Origin of the sequence: Methanolobus profundi, from assembly GCF_900114835.1 — an archaeon.
In the GTDB taxonomy this organism is placed as follows: Archaea; Halobacteriota; Methanosarcinia; order Methanosarcinales; family Methanosarcinaceae; genus Methanolobus; species Methanolobus profundi.
Genome location: NZ_FOUJ01000004.1, coordinates 285,601 through 301,979, shown reverse-complemented (window position 1 = coordinate 301,979; position 16,379 = coordinate 285,601). Strand labels below are relative to the sequence as shown.

Annotated in this window: 15 protein-coding genes; 10 read left to right on the top strand and 5 right to left on the bottom strand. The window is 40.4% G+C overall.

What is annotated here, in order from left to right; translation table 11 throughout:
* Positions 1 to 17 precede the first annotated feature (17 nt).
* Positions 18 to 647 carry a 4Fe-4S binding protein gene (locus tag BM008_RS10780; protein ID WP_091936828.1) on the bottom strand — a complete coding sequence of 210 codons (630 nt, stop codon included), beginning with the start codon at positions 645 to 647 and terminating at the stop codon, positions 18 to 20.
* 179 nt (positions 648 to 826) lie between these two features.
* On the opposite strand from BM008_RS10780, the gene BM008_RS10775 reads away from it, so the two are divergent.
* The 3 genes from BM008_RS10775 to fhcD all read left to right on the top strand — a co-directional run bounded on the left by BM008_RS10775 (position 827) and on the right by fhcD (position 5,739).
* Positions 827 to 2,992, top strand: coding sequence for a heavy metal translocating P-type ATPase (locus BM008_RS10775; RefSeq protein ID WP_394328923.1), 2,166 nt, complete (start codon positions 827 to 829; stop codon positions 2,990 to 2,992).
* A gap of 65 nt (positions 2,993 to 3,057) precedes the next feature.
* Positions 3,058 to 4,734 carry a hypothetical protein gene (locus BM008_RS10770; protein WP_091936826.1) on the top strand — a complete coding sequence of 559 codons (1,677 nt, stop codon included), beginning with the start codon at positions 3,058 to 3,060 and terminating at the stop codon, positions 4,732 to 4,734.
* Between the two features lie 111 nt (positions 4,735 to 4,845).
* Positions 4,846 to 5,739 (top strand): formylmethanofuran--tetrahydromethanopterin N-formyltransferase, encoded by an 894-nt coding sequence (fhcD, locus tag BM008_RS10765; protein WP_091936824.1) that lies wholly within the window; start codon positions 4,846 to 4,848, stop codon positions 5,737 to 5,739.
* Between the two features lie 123 nt (positions 5,740 to 5,862).
* Here the strand turns inward: fhcD and BM008_RS10760 are convergent, their stop codons facing one another.
* From BM008_RS10760 to BM008_RS10750, 3 genes are all read right to left on the bottom strand, one after another.
* Positions 5,863 to 7,422, bottom strand: coding sequence for a right-handed parallel beta-helix repeat-containing protein (locus BM008_RS10760; protein WP_091936822.1), 1,560 nt, complete (start codon positions 7,420 to 7,422; stop codon positions 5,863 to 5,865).
* Between the two features lie 135 nt (positions 7,423 to 7,557).
* Entirely contained in the window at positions 7,558 to 8,025 is a 468-nt protein-coding gene (locus tag BM008_RS10755) for a hypothetical protein (RefSeq protein ID WP_143072343.1), read from the bottom strand.
* 20 nt (positions 8,026 to 8,045) lie between these two features.
* A complete protein-coding gene (locus BM008_RS10750) occupies positions 8,046 to 9,680 on the bottom strand; it encodes a right-handed parallel beta-helix repeat-containing protein (RefSeq protein ID WP_091936818.1) in 1,635 nt (544 codons plus the stop codon).
* 247 nt (positions 9,681 to 9,927) lie between these two features.
* Between BM008_RS10750 and BM008_RS10745 the strand changes: the two genes are divergently transcribed.
* Genes BM008_RS10745 through BM008_RS10730 form a run of 4 tightly spaced genes read left to right on the top strand, consistent with a single transcriptional unit; the run spans position 9,928 to position 12,038 of the window.
* Complete coding sequence (locus BM008_RS10745; RefSeq protein WP_091936816.1) at positions 9,928 to 10,317, top strand: hypothetical protein; 390 nt, start codon at positions 9,928 to 9,930, stop codon at positions 10,315 to 10,317.
* 43 nt (positions 10,318 to 10,360) lie between these two features.
* On the top strand, positions 10,361 to 10,732 hold the full coding sequence (locus BM008_RS10740) for a hypothetical protein (RefSeq protein ID WP_091936814.1): 372 nt from the start codon (positions 10,361 to 10,363) through the stop codon (positions 10,730 to 10,732).
* Between the two features lie 11 nt (positions 10,733 to 10,743).
* Positions 10,744 to 11,100, top strand: coding sequence for a hypothetical protein (locus BM008_RS10735; protein ID WP_091936812.1), 357 nt, complete (start codon positions 10,744 to 10,746; stop codon positions 11,098 to 11,100).
* A 26-nt stretch (positions 11,101 to 11,126) separates the two neighbouring features.
* Entirely contained in the window at positions 11,127 to 12,038 is a 912-nt protein-coding gene (locus tag BM008_RS10730; protein ID WP_143072342.1) for a hypothetical protein, read from the top strand.
* Between the two features lie 161 nt (positions 12,039 to 12,199).
* Here the strand turns inward: BM008_RS10730 and BM008_RS10725 are convergent, their stop codons facing one another.
* Positions 12,200 to 13,738 carry a SulP family inorganic anion transporter gene (locus BM008_RS10725; protein WP_091936808.1) on the bottom strand — a complete coding sequence of 513 codons (1,539 nt, stop codon included), beginning with the start codon at positions 13,736 to 13,738 and terminating at the stop codon, positions 12,200 to 12,202.
* Between the two features lie 291 nt (positions 13,739 to 14,029).
* On the opposite strand from BM008_RS10725, the gene BM008_RS10720 reads away from it, so the two are divergent.
* Genes BM008_RS10720 through BM008_RS10710 form a run of 3 tightly spaced genes read left to right on the top strand, consistent with a single transcriptional unit; the run spans position 14,030 to position 16,360 of the window.
* Positions 14,030 to 14,629: a transglutaminase-like domain-containing protein gene (locus BM008_RS10720; protein ID WP_091936806.1), complete on the top strand. Its 600-nt coding sequence runs from the start codon at positions 14,030 to 14,032 to the stop codon at positions 14,627 to 14,629.
* A 21-nt stretch (positions 14,630 to 14,650) separates the two neighbouring features.
* Complete coding sequence (locus BM008_RS10715) at positions 14,651 to 15,010, top strand: nuclear transport factor 2 family protein (RefSeq protein ID WP_091936805.1); 360 nt, start codon at positions 14,651 to 14,653, stop codon at positions 15,008 to 15,010.
* 45 nt (positions 15,011 to 15,055) lie between these two features.
* Positions 15,056 to 16,360, top strand: a complete 1,305-nt coding sequence (locus tag BM008_RS10710; protein ID WP_091936803.1) for a DUF2238 domain-containing protein — start codon at positions 15,056 to 15,058, stop codon at positions 16,358 to 16,360.
* Positions 16,361 to 16,379: the final 19 nt, after the last annotated feature.

Sequence of the window (16,379 nt, the reverse complement as noted above, 5' to 3'; positions counted from 1 at the left end):
TAAAAAAGAAGAAAAGATCATGAGCTTCTGTTGACCTTTCCGAAGCTCAGCGCATCCTTGGGACATACATCGATACACCTTCCACATTTGATGCAGTCAGGATTGTGTGTTATATCAACGATATTCAGGTACATGGGACATACTTTCTCGCACTTGTGGCATTTGATGCATTTTTCCATGTCAACCTGAAGAGGATACTTGTTAACTCCGACTATGCTCTGCAGGGTTCCCATTGGACAGAAGGTACACCATGTCCTCGGGGCGATGGTAACACCCAGCAGCACTGCAATGGATGACGTGGTCAGACACATGATGACCAGCACCATACCTATCTGGTTGATGATACCGTGTGTGTTGATCAGCCTGTAACCCATGAACACCATCATTAAAAGGAAAAGAGGTACTCTTATCCAGTAGCTCTTGAGGGATCTGGGGATCTTCTTCTTAGTGGAGATCTTCCCGACCCAGAAATCCATGAAACTTCCCCTTGGACAGAGATTTCCACAGAACCAGCGACCTCTGAAAGGTGCTATAAGGAAGATGGCACCGAACACAAGCAACATGAAGTAACCAAGTATCGGATACCATAGTCCTGCTATTGAGACTATTATGACCAGAGGGCCCATATATGGTGTTATCTTTAGCACAAGTTCACCTTTATGATATTTTTATACACTTTTTTATATTCTTGTGCTTATAAATGCTTATTGGTTTCCATGTCTGAAATTTCCAAAGAGTTTTTATTATTTTATCTCTCACATCTATATGGGTTCGATCAGTGCAAAGAACAAATGTGCACTTATGATCTGAAAAAGAAGGGAGAAGTATGGATAACAAGGATAGCGTGCAGCATAGTGGTGAACATTCCATGCATGAGCATGATGCAAGACACGAAGGAACCACAAAAGAACATCCTGATATGAACCATGAAATCACAGAAAAAGATCATGGTGAACACAGTTCTCATGAAGAACACATGGATCATACTGAACATCAGGGTCATGAAGGACACGGAGGTCATCAGGGACATTCGAACCACCATGCAATGATGGTACAGGATTTCAGGAAGAGGTTCTGGATAGCTCTCGTACTGACAATCCCTATCTTACTGCTTTCCCCTATCATACAACAGTTCCTTGATCCAACATTTGGTATCATTATACCCTCATTTACAGGTGATATATACCTTCTCTTTGCCTTTTCCACTCTGGTATTCTTCTACGGCGGATGGCCTTTCCTCAAAGGTATAAGGGACGAGCTCACAGCAAAGGATCCCGGTATGATGACACTTATCGCAGTGGCGATCACAGTAGCATACGGTTACAGCAGCCTTGTTGTCTTCGGACTTGAAGGCAAGCTCTTCTTCTGGGAACTGGCGACCCTTATAGATATCATGCTTCTGGGACACTGGATGGAAATGAGATCTGTAATGGGAGCATCAATGGCATTGCAGGAACTTGTAAAGCTCATGCCATCGGATGCACATCTGATAAGAACTGATGGAAAGCTAGATGACGTCCCTGTGGATGAACTCAAAAAAGAGGATAAGGTCCTTGTGAAACCGGGTGAGAAGATACCAGTTGATGGTGTTGTCATTGAAGGGAAGAGCTCTGTGAACGAGGCAATGCTCACAGGTGAATCTAACCCGGTTCCAAAGGAAACAGGGGACGAGGTCATAGCCGGAGCTGTTAATGGAGAAGGATCCCTTACAATTGAGGTTCAGAAAATAGGAAAGGATTCTTTCCTGGCACAGATGCTCGACCTTGTGACACAGGCGCAGGAAAGCAAGTCCAGAACACAGGACCTTGCCAACCGGGCAGCCCTCTGGTTGACGATAATAGCCCTGACAGCTGGAACAATAACTTTCTTTGCATGGATGAGACTGGCTAACACCGACCTGGCCTTCTCTCTTGAAAGAGCTGTCACAGTTATGGTTATCACCTGCCCACATGCCCTTGGTCTTGCAATTCCTCTGGTGGTGGCTGTCTCCGCTGCCATAGGAGCAAGGAATGGACTGCTTATCAGGAACAGGACAGCATTCGAGAGAGCAAGGAACATTGATGCCATCGTTTTCGATAAGACAGGAACCCTCACAAAAGGAGAGTTTGGTGTCAGCGATATCATTCCATTTGATAAGGGAATAAAAAATGAGGATATTCTGAGATATGCAGCCTCTATTGAATCAAATTCTGAACATCCCATAGCTAAAGGTATCATTGAAGCAGCGGAGCAGACATATCAGGTAGAGAAGTTCAGTGCCATTCCAGGAAAGGGGGCACAGGGAACTGTGAATGGGAAGGATGTAAAGGTCGTCAGTCCCGGATACCTGGAAGAAGAAGGGATCAGTTATCCAAAGGAAGAACTAAAAGAGATAAACGGACAGGGAAAGACAGTGGTCTTCGTTCTTCTCGGTGGAAAGGCTGTGGGAGCTATTGCGCTCGAGGATGTGGTCAGACCTGAATCAAAGGAGGCTGTTGGCAAGCTCAGGGAAATGGGTATCAAATGCATCATGCTTACAGGTGACCAGAAACAGGTTGCTGAACGCGTTGCAGAACAGATAGGTCTTGACGAGTATTTTGCAGGAGTGCTGCCGGGAGAGAAGGCCTCAAGGATAAAAGAGGTTCAAGATAGAGGAAGTGTGGTAGCGATGGTAGGTGATGGTATAAACGATGCACCTGCACTTGCACAGGCTGATATCGGAGTTGCCATTGGAGCAGGTACCGATGTTGCAGTGGAAACAGCGGACATCGTACTTGTAAAGAGCAATCCTCTTGATGTACTGGCGATACTGAGCCTTTCCAGGGCAACTTACGGCAAAATGGTACAGAACCTTTTCTGGGCAACGGGTTACAATGCACTGGCAATACCTCTTGCTGCAGGAGTGCTGTACCAACAAGGAATATTGCTTTCACCTGCAGCCGGCGCAGTGCTTATGTCAATGAGTACGATCATAGTCGCTATAAATGCCAGGATGCTTTCCATTGAACAATAGCAGCATGGCGTAACAGGTCGTTTAATTTCAATATATATATAAATAAACATGTACAATATATCTCCATGCAGATCCTGATACCAGATATCGTTGACACAGCCCTTATAAGTGGAGTTATATCGGTCTTTCTTATTGCAGACATTTTGGTAAAGAACTACCTTAAGATCAATCTCAGGGATGTCGGAGCTGATCTTGCCATTGGAGCACTGGTTATCCAGTTAGGGTTCATTGCAACGATACTAAAAGGACAGCAGATGGATCTCTTCTGGAGCAATATCGTTCTTGCGATCTGTTTTATGATATTCTGGGTGACATGTCTCTGGCTTGCAGGAAAGAGGGATGCTCTGACCGATATGTTCTCCTACACGATCGGTACATTTGCCCTTGCTGCATCTATCATGCATTTTCTGGGAACGTTCAGACCTACCGGTATGATCATCCTTCTGGCATATTCTTTCATTCTCTCAGTATTAGCTTTCCTTCTGGCTGATCACCTGAGGACAGAAACGGTGAAACAGAATTATGAGAAGTTCACAAAGGACCTGCAGATCTACGACATGAATGAGAGCTACAGGAAGCTGGAATCAGGAAAAGGGAACATGGACCCTCTTCAGCCAGTTATAGATCTTACACGTGGCGCTATCAGGAACAGGGATAATTTTGTAGCCACCGTGGGTATCAGGATAATTCCTGAGATATGCTCAAAGGTCCTTGCTTCCAGTGGGAACAAAGCGCTCATCATAAAACACCTGAACATACACCTCTACCAGCTTGCGATCCTTTCAGGAGAGGAAAAAGAGAGGTTTGCATTAATGGAGGTCATCGACTCCTTTGGTTCCATTGGAGAACAGTGTGCTGAAGCTGATATGGAAAGCTTCGTGCTACATACGATGGACAGCATGAACGACTTCTTCGATATGTACAGTGAAAGATATCATTTTCCACCGCTGGATAAACTCTCACTTATCAAACGTTCAAAGGGTCCAAATGACCTTGTTGACATAGTTACCAATAAAGTGGTATCCACACCTATACACGAACTTGCTATCGCTACCGGTAATGTTGGAATAATGGCTGCCAAAAAAGAGATGCTGGAACCTACTGAGAATGCAGTGATACTACTGAAGAAGATAGCACTTGAAGCTGCTGCAAGCAGGGATACTGCTACCCTTGAGAATATCAGGAAAGTGCTCCTTGAATTCGCCAGGACCGTGGACAGCAAAGGTCAGGACCATCTGAAGAAACTGATAGTCTATGCTTTGAGAGATATCGGTATCAAGACCATTCATGAATCACCCGACCTGAAAAAGCATGATTGCCTTGATAAGGTTATCGAGACACTGAGGGAAGTGGGGGAGATATTCGGTAAGGATTCTATTCTTGATGTGACAGCAGCTCTGAAGGATATAGGGATCGTTGCCGCAAGGAAGCATTCAGATGTGAAGGTATCCAGAGTGATCCCTGTTATGGAACACTTCTGTACAGTTGCCGCAGAGAGCCATCATGAGGATCAGGCTTCGAATGCTGTCAATGCGATACTTGAGGTATGCGAGATCTCTATTCGGGAGCAGATGGTGGAATCTACTGCCAGTTCATCAAAGAGCCTGGCAAAACTTTCGAACATAGAATCTGTTTCTGTCTTTGTCAATGAAGCTGTCTTTGAACTGGGCAAGTACAGGGAGATCGACAGGGAGATGTTCGCACTTTTTGACAAGACATATCGCAAGTCGGGTGGAAGGTAACCGACTTTTCGAAGAGTATATGTATTGTAATTGTCTTGTATTACTGCAATAGTTATAGTGACATCCAGATGTTCACTATTATGATTTAATTTCAACTTTAGAGGTATTATTATGGAAATCAATGGAGTAGAAATCGAAGATACTTTCGCAGAAGCGTTCCCGATCAAGATCTCAAGAGTACTTATCACCGCAGCAACAAAACGCTGGGCAGAGATAGCTGCACTTGAAGCAACAGGATTCGGTACCTCTGTTATTATGTGCCCTGCAGAAGCAGGTATTGAGAAGTTCGTAGGTCCTGATGAGACCCCTGACGGAAGACCTGGTGTATACATCCAGATCTGTACCTTCGGATACGAGTCACTTGAACACCAGTTACTTGAGCGCCTCGGTCAGTGTGTACTTACAGCTCCAACAACAGCTGTTTTCAACGGTATGCCAGAAGCTGAGAAGCAGTTCAACGTAGGTTTCAAACTCAAGTTCTTCGGTGACGGAATGGAATCCGAGACAGAAGTAGACGGTCGCAAGATGTTCAGCATCCCTATCATGGAGGGTGACTTCCTTGTAGAAGAGAACATCGGCGCTGTAGCAGGTATTGCAGGCGGTAACTTCTTTATCTTCGGTGACAGCCAGATGACAGCACTCACAGCAGCAGAGGTTGCAGTAGAGGCTATCAAGGACCTTGACGGTACTATCACTCCATTCCCAGGCGGAATCGTTGCAAGTGGTTCCAAGGCTGGTTTTAACAACTACAAGTTCATGAAGGCAACTGCAAACGAGAAGTTCTGCCCATCCATCAGGGACAAGGTAGAAGGAACCGAGATCCCAGAAGGTGTAAAGGCAGTTTACGAACTTGTCATCAACGGTGTCGACGAGGATGCAATCCAGAAGGCAATGAAGGCAGGTATCGAAGCAGCTATCGCAGTTCCTGGTGTATCAAAGATCACCGCAGGAAACTACGGCGGCAAACTCGGTAAGTACCAGTTCCACCTGAAAGACCTTTGCTAAAAGGCTCTTTCATTTTTCATATTTTTTGTTCTTTAGTCATATTATGAGTTCGAGCTTGAGCTTTCTTAAATTGTATTTTTTCAGAACTGAAAATACCAGCGTTGTACCAGTAAATTAAAAATATCACTTCAAGTCAATTTCTATTGCCCCAGAACCGATTACTTCCCACATTCCTTCGCCATGTTTTGGCCATGGATAGTCATAATATCTTTTTGAACAAACTTCGGTTCTTACATGATGGATTCTATCATCTTTCAGCTCTAGTTCATTACTATACAGGTATGGTTGTGAAAAATCTAAAACGAACGTATCCTCAGTTAGTGGTTTATGATCTCCCACTGTACCTGCCGGATTGAGGATCAATGAACTGATCTGGACTTTTACTGGCAAATAATTGCTTCTTTCATTGTCAGGAACAATAAGGGATACTGAATCTTTGTATACATAATTGAGTTCCATGTCGATAAGAACGTTCTCAGATTCATTATTCTGGGATGGACCAGTATCAAAATTAATATTTTCCACTTCAACATTATAATAGGGTAAAGATGGAGAGAAGAGAACAAGATAAATTGCCATAATGGAGAACAAGAAAGTAAAGATCAGGAATGATCCAATTAACCCTTTTAAAAGGTATCCTTTTTTATTCATATAGTACAAAATGCTCAGTAGCAGCAAGCAAATAGCTCCCCATGCGAGATATTGGAATGGGAAGGAATCTTTTATTGTATTGGAATGTATGTCATTTCCAGAACTGCTTTCTACATTAATTGCTTTATTGTTCTTGATTATTTTATTATTTTTGACAACTGATCCATAAGCCTCATTGAAAAAAATTCCTTCATCATTGGATTTTATGGTATTATTTTCGATTATGTCATCCTCTGTTTCCCAAAAGACAAGACCAATATGTGAATTTTCACTTATGGTATTTTCTTTTATTTTATTGTATAAAGATGAAGTAAAGCAAATTCCATATTCATTTTTTGTCACATCGTTATCTTCAATGACAATGCTGTTTGATTCAAATAGAGCGATCCCATAACCATCGTTAGATGTGACGTTGTTTTTCTCAATTGTGTTAGAATCACATTCCTGGGTATATATGCCAAACCTATTGTCGAAAATATTGTTCTTTTTAATTATGTTATTATTAGAATCTGTCATGACGATGCCATGCAGAATGTTTGATGACAGGTTATTCATCATTATGTTACATTCATGAGATTCCTGCAAAATTATCGAGTCTTGCGTATTGGAAATAGCATTAAAGGAAATACTGCAATTATCCACATTGTCAAGATATATGCCGGATAGTGGTTTACTGTCCTTATACCCAGCTAAATTAAACCCAGTGACAATGGTATCTGGTGCAGTGATATGAATTATATGACCTGAAGAATTATCTGAATAGATAACTACGTTTGACTGGTCACCTTTTGCAGGAATCAGAACTACAGATCTATCTATCAAAATGTTTTCATAATACACACCGTCCTGAACCCAAATTATAGTAGATTCATTTGCACTATCTATAGCAGCCTGGATAGAAGTAAAATCTGCATTTTCCTCCCCTACAATAATTAATGTAGAGGAAGAAAGATCTGTTAACGAAAATGTAGCAGAAGCATGACCTGTTAATGCAATTAAGATCACTATCCAGATAATCATCTTGAAATTCATTTGATCCTCTATACCAATATTTATCTCAGTGTTTTCTGTTAAAGTTCCCTGTATACAAAAAAATGCTAAATTGTATTTTTTAGATGTGACAATCTGACAAAATATAGCTCTCTTATGATTAATTTTCCAGTTATTTCAATAGAACCACTCAGAGTATCTATCAGAGAAATAGCTTTCAATTCCCGGTTCATCAGGAGTGTAATAGACACCATCAACCTTAACATGATAATTATTGCTAACAATAAACGTTGATATCAGGTGACTTTCATCGTAGAATTTGACTGCATACCTCCATCCTTTACGCCCTTCCAGAGAAGAATTCTCTGTATATGAAAATCCAGAGACATGCTTTGTCAAAGAACTTATTTCATCTTTATTACTTATTTCAATTAGATCACCGTTGAATCCATTCCGAATGGACATTTTGGTTATATCCAAATAGCTACCATTTATCGTCTCCAGACTACCATTAGCATTAACACTAAGAATCATTGGACCTTCTTCAATCCCATTTTTTCCTGATTCATACTGGATATACTGTATGAAACTGACCACTCCAATTACAAAAATGGCTAAAACTAAAATATATCTTATTTTACCCATAAATATCATCTAAAATCTGATCATCTTAAATCTACTTTCTCACTATATCCTCCAAGAGAAAGCCAATGCATCTCTCCATATGATGGACGGGGATATGACCACACATCTAACATTTGTACATCAACATGTAGATAATACTCCATTCCATCTTCTAGAACAAACGTACATTTATGTGGATTCTCTTCCAAATAGTTCAGAACAACCTCTTCTTCGTATTCTACTCTCTCTACGTCTTCAGAATCCAAAGATAGCACTTGTACACGTACCGGCAAATCATCAATCATTTCCCCTCGATTATTTCCCTGAGCAAATGCCTCTTTGTAGAGATAATTCAAGTTCATTGAAAGTGTTACCATTGAATGTGTTTCATTTGTAGGAGTGGAATTGATAACTATAGGAGAGGAATTGATAACTAAATCTTCAACATAAACATTATTTCCAGGCAGATCTGATTCGAATGGGAAATACCATACAATGAGTAAAATGACTGATAGTACTATTAGTATTGCTAAACCAAAGAGACCTTTTTTCAACCAGGATATTTTAAAGATTATTGAAATCAAGGAAATCAGTAGGAACATGAGTACAAACAAAACAACCTGCTTCCAAAATTCTATCTTTTTGTTTTCAGAAGCATTATCCTGAAAAGTATTTCCTTCGATAGTATTTTCATTTTTACTACTAAGATGAAAAATACCATAATTATCATTCGATTCAAAAGTATTATTCAGAATTAAATTGTCATTCGCAGTTATTGAAATACCATTGAAGTTATTCAAAAATTTATTTTCAGTAATGGTATTATTCGTAGAAAATACAAAAAGACACACACCAGAGTCTTTATTGTCTATCAGAATATTATTTTTGATATTATTTGAATTCGATTGGAATAAGAAAAAACCATACTGCTTATTGTAACTGGCATTATTACTATTGACATTATTTTTTTCTGAATTTGTAAGAGTTATACCGAATTCATTCAGAAATAAGGTATTGTTCGTAACATCATTATTGTTGGCTTCTAGCAAAGCGATTCCATAATGCGAATTATAATAAAAGTTATTATTCCTCAAAACATTCCTATCAGAATTATTCAGATACACTCCACGTTCATTCTTGTAAATACCATTTTCTTCCAAATAGTTAGCAGTTGAATTTAAAAGATAGACTCCATGAAAAGCGTTTGATGATAACATATTGTATTGGATAATATTGTCAGAAACATCTTGTCCCAAAATACCATCAGTAACATTCGTGATCTCATTATTGATCAATAAACAATTATTAACACCATCCAAAAAGATTCCTGATGACACTCTCTCATCTTCCCCTGTTACTGTCAGTCCCCTAATCTCAACATTATCTGAAATCACATGAATAACAGGTAGTTGTAAATTACCAGAACTAATAATCACATCTCCTTTCTCTCCAGAAGCAGATCGAATTTTCAATTGTTTATCAACAACAAGATTTTCAGAATAAATGCCCTCACTAATAATTATTAGATCATTATCTTGGGAATAATTTAAAGCATCCTGTATAGAACTGAAAGAGAGATCTGTATTGCTGTTGTCACCTACTGTTAGCGTAGTTGCAGAGACACAACTAACAGTAAGGAAAAGAAAGAGCATAACTGCAATGATCTTGAAGTTCACAATATTTGTCCTTTAAGTTCAGATAGTAGCAAAAATTCAATTTAACTTTGTACTAATTTTTTAGTAAACTATATATTTTTTATGGCCAATGGCTCCAACTAATGTGATCTTTCAGTCCTGACCTACATATCAAAAATGTCAGTTGGATTGTATGACCATAAATAATAAATAAATTACATTTAATTTTTAATTAATTTATGAACTAATTCTCGAATATAGTAATTTGTAAAAAATATAGAGTGATCAAATGGCAGAAAACCGAGGAAGATACCTGGCAATAATTGGTGGAGTTCTGGGTATCTTTGTGAGTTTAGGACTATACGGCTTAATTGAAGGGATAATACCCACCAATGGTATAGCTATAGGCTTTATTTATGGTGCGACACCAGTACTTGGAATATCTGACCCAAAAACAGTGTTGGCAATCCATACATTTTCAGCAACAGCACTTGCAGTTATTGGAATCATAGCGGCTTACAAATTATCGGAAAATGTTCGTAATTCTGCACTCATCATAATTGCATCGGGTGTAGTTGGATTCATATTCATGGGAATTTTATGGATTCCAACCGATATTTTGCTTGTACTTGGCGGGATACTATTAATGAGAGATAAGAAAGTTGGTACCCCAGTTTAGCATTATACAAATTGAGAACTGCTTGTGAACCAGAGTGATATTAATGTCAATTGAAAAAAGAAAAATCGATGATAATAAGCAAAATCCATATGCTTCAATAGCAAAATCCCTTGGATTGTTGATCGTTGTGTTTTTCCTGCTCTTTGCAGCCTTCTTTACATGGGGTGCTTACAACCACATGCATTCGAAAGAGATAGATGCCAGACTACTGGATACTGTTCCCGATGAGTTCGTCATAGTTACGGAAGAAGAACTAAATGACTATCCTGAACTGGAAGAAGCGATCAAGATCCAAAGTAGCATAAAGACAGACCCTGATGAATGGCTCGAAACATTAGATTTTCTTAAAGATAAGGGTTCTTTTGTAGTCAAGTTCGAGGACGAATACTACGAAATTGGGTTTCTGACTGCTTAAGGAGACTAGAGATGAAACAGAATATAAATCTAAAGACCATTGCAGGAATTTTTGTATTTTTAGCTGTGTTCTTGCTGGCCATCTTTTTTTCAATGATATATCTTTCAGGACCAGGTCTCTATGTATATGCAGAACAACTCTCAGAGGAACCGGACAATTTTATGGAACTTGGTCGATCTGAACTGGAAAACTATCCATATATACAGAAAGCTGTGTCCTCTCCTGGAACAGAGATCAAAGTCCCTTATAAGGATGTAGAAGTTATGAAAAACATTGATGAATTTGGTGAGCTTCTTCAGAGCAATGAAACCTATTTCCTGAAAGTTGGAGATGACTACTATAATATTCACGTTGAGTGGGCAGACTGAAATGCTGGATCAGAGGATGGTTTGAAGTGAGCATGAAAATCAGTAACAATAGATTGTTGCTATTGGTAGCAATATTAGTTGTCGTATGCATGGCCTTTGTATTCACAGTAACTTCGTACTCAGGAAACACCAAGTACGAGCATCCTGAAGGGTATATACAAAGCTTCGATCCGGCATCTTACGAAGAAAGCAGCATTGACATTCCATCAATAATTACAAAATACGAACTGATCACAATAGATGCCGTAGATTTCAAACAAACCGCAGACACAGGGATAATGGAACTCAACCTTGCAGGTACAAGTTTCATTTTAGAAATGGAACCCGGTATCTGGGTAAACGAAGACATAAAAGAATACTTTGACGATGAAAATGGAACCACTCTTGAAAGAGAAATGGAACCTATGTACCAATACAATGGAATAGTCATGGACCAACAAGAAACAAGTAATGTTCTTTTTGTTGTGGACAACCAAACTGTTCTGGGAACCATTGATTCAAAGAATGAACGATATGTGATCGAACAAATTGGATGGGTAATGGACAACAATACTAAAAGAACAGTATATGTAGCCTATAAAGAATCAGATATCAAATACACGATCAATTCATACCCTTCTGAAAAAGAATTCCCTCTGGAATTTTCAGTCAGCAATCATGACAAATATGCACATACGATCTCAGTTGAATTATTTGATTCAACAGGAACACTAATTTTCACGAATACGTATTCCCTAGATCCTCGTGAACGTATACGTCCTCCTGAGATGGAAAATACTGATGAGAATTACATATTCAAAGTAACCCTTGATAATAATATAACCGCTACGTATAATTTCACACCTGATACCTATGATTATTCTGCAGCTGATATAGACATCATTAACGACTCAGATAACGGAGAAGCATTCATAGAATTTGGCATGGTGATAGCTTGAATTTCGAGATAATCCATTCTTTGAAAGAAAATATACTCAACACCAGCTATTAACATTGATTTTGTTAAAAGAATATCTCGGTGAGAATTATAAGGATATCGACAAAACCGATATCCTCTTTCTTCAAATAACTGTTATCCGTCTATTCTCCACTGGAGAACTTATCCCAGCATGTCAGAAGGAACCTTATAATGAGGGTCTTCCCAGTGATTTACCTCGATTATGGCAGATGCATTGTCCAGCAACATCTGGCAATCTTCGCTTAAATGGCGCAGATGAACCGTTTTACCCACCTTTGCATAACGTTCAGTGATCTTATTTAATGCTTCAATTGCAGAATGGTCTGTAACTCTTGATTCTTTGAGATCGATAATTATCTCTTCCGGATCATTTAGTACATCAAATCTATTTTGGAACTCTCTAACTGAACCAAAGAATAACGGACCAAAGAATTCGTAATGCTTTATTCCGTTGTCATCAACTGTTTCTCTTGAACGCACCAGTTTGGCATTGTCCCATGCAAAAGCCAATGCGGAAATGATAACACCTGCGATCACCGCTACTGCAAGGTTGTGGAATATGACAGTTATAGTTGCCACGAGCACCATCACAACAACATCTGTTGTGGGTACTTTACGGAATATCTTTAACGAAGCCCATTCGAACGTTCCAATGGAAACTACAAACATTACTCCTACTAATGCTGCCATTGGTATCATTTCGATAAGTGGGGCACCTACCAGCACAATAAGTAATAGACCAACAGCTGCAACGATACTTGATATTCTGCTTCTTGCACCTGAATTTATATTAATGAGGCTCTGTCCTATCATAGCACAGCCGCCCATTCCTCCAAATAGACCACAGACAAAATTAGCAACACCCTGTGCGACACTCTCTCTATTTGCTCTGCCTCTTGTTTCTGTCATTTCATCTATCACGGTCAAAGTCAGCAGACTTTCTATCAGACCTACCAGTGCCATGATGATTGAATATGGGAACACTATCCTAAGTGTTTCCAAATTGAGTGGGACCTGAGGTAGGTGGAACTGCGGTAAACCGCCTGCAATAGATGCAATATCTCCAACGGTTCTGGTCTGTATCTGGAATGAGATCACAATTGCTGAGACAACTATAATTGCAGTTAGTGAAGCAGGAACTGCTTTTGTCAATCTGGGCATCAGATAGATGATAGCCATTGTAAGGCCAACAAATCCCAGCATGGTCATGAGTGCCTGTCCGCCTAACCAGTGTTCTATCCCATTGGTGTCAATGAATTTGAACTGGGCAAGCTGGGCCATGAAAATAACGATAGCCAGTCCGTTCACAAATCCAAACATTACTGCATGTGGCACAAGTCGGATGAACTTACCTAATTTCAAGGCTCCAATAGTGATCTGGATAATACCCATCAGGACTACAGCAGCAAAAAGATACTCAACCCCGTGTCGAACTACCAGAGCAACTACCACGACCGCTATTGCACCTGTGGCACCGGAGATCATCCCCGGCCTGCCGCCTAGAACTGCTGTTATTAATCCAATGATAAAGGCAGAATAGAGTCCAACCAATGGACTGACATTTGCTATTATTGAGAAGGCCACAGCTTCAGGCACAAGTGCCAGTGAAACGGTCAGGCCGGATAAAACCTCATTTTTGAAGTTTATATCATCGTTTTTTAAATTTTCTATAAATACCATATTTATCCTGTTTTTTAAAAATTGTTATACAACCGTAAGTCCTGTCAACGCTCAAAAATGAAGCTACACTAATGATCGTAGGACACTTCGCTAAAAACGTGACTTCGGATGAAGTTACTTTGTAACTATTCATCTTGGAGTGAATGCTTCGAATTATCGGTGTACAAAGCAATAAGGCATACACCGTATATTTTAACGGAGCACCATAGAGGTATCTATCACTATTTAAATATGTAGTATGTTCAAGATATATAGAAAAACCATCAAAAACAACAGTAATAGGTTGAAATTATGACAGGAATGCAGGATCATCTAAAACCAACACCCATTATCGACTTCGACCACCCCGCAGTCCTGAAAAAAGCAAAGGAACTCGCAGGGAAAAGCCAGGACCAAACAGAGATAGCCAGAAGCTGTTTCGAGTTCGTCAGGGATGAGATCAAACACAGCTACGACCACCGTATGAACCCTGTAACCCTGAAAGCATCCGAGGTCCTTGAACATAGAACAGGCTACTGCTATGCTAAAAGCCATCTCCTTGCAGCACTTCTCAGGGCAAGCTCGATTCCGGCAGGGATCTGTTACCAGCGCCTGAGCAGGGATGACAATGCAGAAGAAGGACCATTCTGTCTGCACGCCCTGAATGCTGTTCATCTGGAAGACATCGGATGGTACCGGATAGATGCAAGAGGAAATAAGGAAGGGGTGAATGCCCAGTTCAACCCACCTCATGAGAAACTTGCATACGAAATACGAATAGAAGGTGAAGCAGACCTCCCTGAGATCTGGGCTAATCCACTTCCAATCGTTGTTGAAGTTCTGAGAAAGTACAAGAGCTACGATGAGGTCTACGAGAACCTGCCGGATGTTCTGTTGATCAGCAAAAAATGAGGGTTACAGGAGCTAGAGATTATGCGTCCAAAGGAAATTATACAAAAATGGGTTGAAGCCTTCAACAAAGCAGATTCAGACGAACTTGCTGAGATGTATAGTGAGGATGCTGTCAACCATCAGGTTCCTGAAGAACCAGTTGAAGGTAAAGAAAACATCAGAAAGATGTTCCAAGAAGAGTTTGCTCGTGCTGAAATGGTCTGCATAGTAGAGAACATCTTTGAGGATGGGGAATGGGGAATCCTGGAGTGGAAAGACCCCCTTGGACTTCGTGGATGTGGATTTTTCCACGTTGTGGAAGATAAGATAATCTTTCAGAGAGGATATTGGGATAAACTCTCATTTTTGAGACAACATGGACTTCCGATACCGGAAGAATAGGTAAATTCATTACATTTACTTGAGATAGTATTCAAAAGAAAAGTAATGGAACCAATAGACAAACTCAGCAAGCTACTCAAAAGCACACCACTTAACGCATTTGCTGGCTGGATAATGGTTCTGGTGCTCTTTTTACTGGGTATCGGAAATCTGGTCTATGGCCGGTTCATGTGGACCATACTCATCTTTTCGGTTATATGGATAATAATAGCTCCTGCAATCATATTACGAAAACTGTCACTGATGCCATCGTGGTACTTTATAGTAGCAGCTATACTGCCACTTGTGGGAAGCTCAACAGCTTACTATTTCTTTTCCACCAGTATACCATATTACATTTCAGTGGCCACCATCGCACTGCTGGCAGCGGCTGAGATCCACTGGTTCACCTCGGTGAAGATGAACTACAAGTTCGCAATACTGCTTGTCATAGTCACCACCCTTGCAATATCAGGTCTGAGACATCTTCTGGAATGGTTGATGGATACCGGCCTTGGAACAGCTTACCTCCCCTTCGGACCAGGTACTGATGCGATAAATGACATCGTTATGTTAGAATTCATCTATGCCCTCATAGCAGGGACCATTGCCGGGATAGTCTTTGGATGGTACTTCAGGTCCACCGGAGCCCGTGATATGTTCGAGATCCATCCCCTGGAGACCATTGAAACTGAGGACTACATTACACACAGACCACCAGCCCCTATACGCAGGCTACTTGGAATATCCGACGAGAAGCAGAAACTTGCAGCAAGGATAATGCAGGTCGGACTTGTCATATTACTGACTTTCGGGATAATTCAAAAGGACCTGTCCACCACTGTGAATGCAACTACAGGACTGGCACTCACTTTTGTACCATACCTCATAACACAAAAGTACAATATCCCTCATGATACCGGACTTGTCCTCTGGCTTACCCTGGCTATTTTTCTGCATACAGCAGGAACCTTTGCATTCTACGATGACATCGCAAAATGGGACCATGTTACCCATGCACTCTCAGCCAGTGTGGTTGCTGCTGCCGGATATACATTGATAAGAGCAATAGACATCTATGTCGATGAGATCTATATACCGCCAAAAGTGCTCTTCCTTTTCATTCTGCTCTTCGTACTTGCAATGGGAGTTATCTGGGAAATAATAGAGTTCCTGAGCGATGAACTGACATTCAGACTTGGTTATCAGGCCATACTGGCACAGCACGGGATAGGTGACACTATGATGGACCTTGTGTTCGACCTCTTCGGTGCTATCATTGCAGCTACCTGGGGAACTGCATATCTTTCTGACATATCCTACCGTCTTGCGGATAAGTTCGGGGATATGAATGGTAGAAAAGATATGTAATAACCTTAAGATCTGTAAA

Coding starts and splice junctions, on each gene's coding strand:
- BM008_RS10775 (WP_394328923.1), top strand. CDS start 827: ATGGATAACAAGGATAGCGTGCAGCATAGTGGTGAACATTCCATGCAT.
- BM008_RS10770 (WP_091936826.1), top strand. CDS start 3,058: ATGCAGATCCTGATACCAGATATCGTTGACACAGCCCTTATAAGTGGA.
- fhcD (WP_091936824.1), top strand. CDS start 4,846: ATGGAAATCAATGGAGTAGAAATCGAAGATACTTTCGCAGAAGCGTTC.
- BM008_RS10760 (WP_091936822.1), bottom strand. CDS start 7,422: ATGAATTTCAAGATGATTATCTGGATAGTGATCTTAATTGCATTAACA.
- BM008_RS10755 (WP_143072343.1), bottom strand. CDS start 8,025: ATGGGTAAAATAAGATATATTTTAGTTTTAGCCATTTTTGTAATTGGA.
- BM008_RS10745 (WP_091936816.1), top strand. CDS start 9,928: ATGGCAGAAAACCGAGGAAGATACCTGGCAATAATTGGTGGAGTTCTG.
- BM008_RS10740 (WP_091936814.1), top strand. CDS start 10,361: ATGTCAATTGAAAAAAGAAAAATCGATGATAATAAGCAAAATCCATAT.
- BM008_RS10735 (WP_091936812.1), top strand. CDS start 10,744: ATGAAACAGAATATAAATCTAAAGACCATTGCAGGAATTTTTGTATTT.
- BM008_RS10725 (WP_091936808.1), bottom strand. CDS start 13,738: ATGGTATTTATAGAAAATTTAAAAAACGATGATATAAACTTCAAAAAT.
- BM008_RS10720 (WP_091936806.1), top strand. CDS start 14,030: ATGACAGGAATGCAGGATCATCTAAAACCAACACCCATTATCGACTTC.
- BM008_RS10715 (WP_091936805.1), top strand. CDS start 14,651: ATGCGTCCAAAGGAAATTATACAAAAATGGGTTGAAGCCTTCAACAAA.
- BM008_RS10710 (WP_091936803.1), top strand. CDS start 15,056: ATGGAACCAATAGACAAACTCAGCAAGCTACTCAAAAGCACACCACTT.